Origin of the sequence: Salinadaptatus halalkaliphilus (assembly GCF_006543045.1) — an archaeon.
GTDB classification, from domain to species: Archaea; Halobacteriota; Halobacteria; order Halobacteriales; family Natrialbaceae; genus Salinadaptatus; species Salinadaptatus halalkaliphilus.
On sequence record NZ_RBZW01000041.1, the window covers coordinates 1 to 1001 of the forward strand.

At 55.6% G+C, this 1001-nt stretch carries 1 protein-coding gene; it reads right to left on the reverse strand.

Going from position 1 to position 1001, the window contains the following annotated elements:
* Window positions 1-26 precede the first annotated feature (26 nt).
* Window positions 27-911 carry an IS1595 family transposase gene (locus D8Y22_RS14275; RefSeq protein WP_141465376.1) on the reverse strand — a complete coding sequence of 295 codons (885 nt, stop codon included), beginning with the start codon at window positions 909-911 and terminating at the stop codon, window positions 27-29.
* Window positions 912-1001: the final 90 nt, after the last annotated feature.

Genomic DNA, 1001 nt, shown 5'->3' on the forward strand with positions numbered 1-1001 from the left:
CGCTCTTGTGTAGCACTTTGTTGATTTCACAGTGTAGCTTTGATAGCGTGTTTGAGCGCTTTTCTCCCCGGTTTTCGAAATAGTTTCCGCCGAAGTTGGAAGGCTCGGAGATACTGTGTGAGCTTATCTTTTGAGATGCCTCGATGAGGCGAGAGCCACGGTCGCAGCAGCGATCCGTGGCTCTCACAGGTGTTGACGTGAATGTCATCGTCCGCATATTCGCCATCGCCGTGGACGACGTATTCGCGGTCGAATGCGTCGTCCTCATTGAGTGGATCGTAGGCACGAAATCCGTCAGTGTAGACCGTCAGTGGCTCCTTCTCGCGGTTTGCGAGAAGGAGCCGAACCGTCGATTCGTCGGCGGATTTCGCGGGGATCACGTACCGATTTCCGGTACCGCGATCGACGATCGTGAACACCGGTGGTTTGTCCTGCTCGTACGATCCCCGTCCACGCGTGGACAGGCCACGCGAGCGCGACGGTTGGTCGCGCTCGCGGCCTTTTAGCCCTGCAGAAACGTAGACTTCGTCGATTTCGACGGGACCGACAAGGTCGAGCGAAGGCGCGTCGAGCGCCTTCGTGAAGCGCTCGACACGCTGGTGAATCGTTTTGTACTGAACGTCGATTTCTAGCTGAAGTTGGCGAAGACTCGTGTTAAACCGGAGAAACGCGTAAATCGAGAACAGCCACTTCCTGAGTGCAATCTTCGAATGAGCGAAGATTGTGCCGGTCTTGTCGTTGAACGTACGGTCGCAATTCTTACACAGATAGCGCTGAAAGTGCCCATAGCTGCCGTTCTTGACCGTCAGGTCAGAACGGCAGCGGGGACAGGAAACTCCGTTACGCCAGCGAACCTGTTGGAGCAGGTCCGCTGCGACCGATTCCGACCCAAACACATCTAGCGGAATCATACGTATCGGACACCGCTGACGCGGTGTCCTTGTCCTCTTTGATTCGACAGCCACAGCTGAGCGGTATCAACAATCTCCTACACAAGAGCG

Bases quoted from the DNA above. Each gene is read 5' to 3' on its own strand.
- D8Y22_RS14275 (WP_141465376.1), bottom strand. From the start codon at position 911: ATGATTCCGCTAGATGTGTTTGGGTCGGAATCGGTCGCAGCGGACCTG.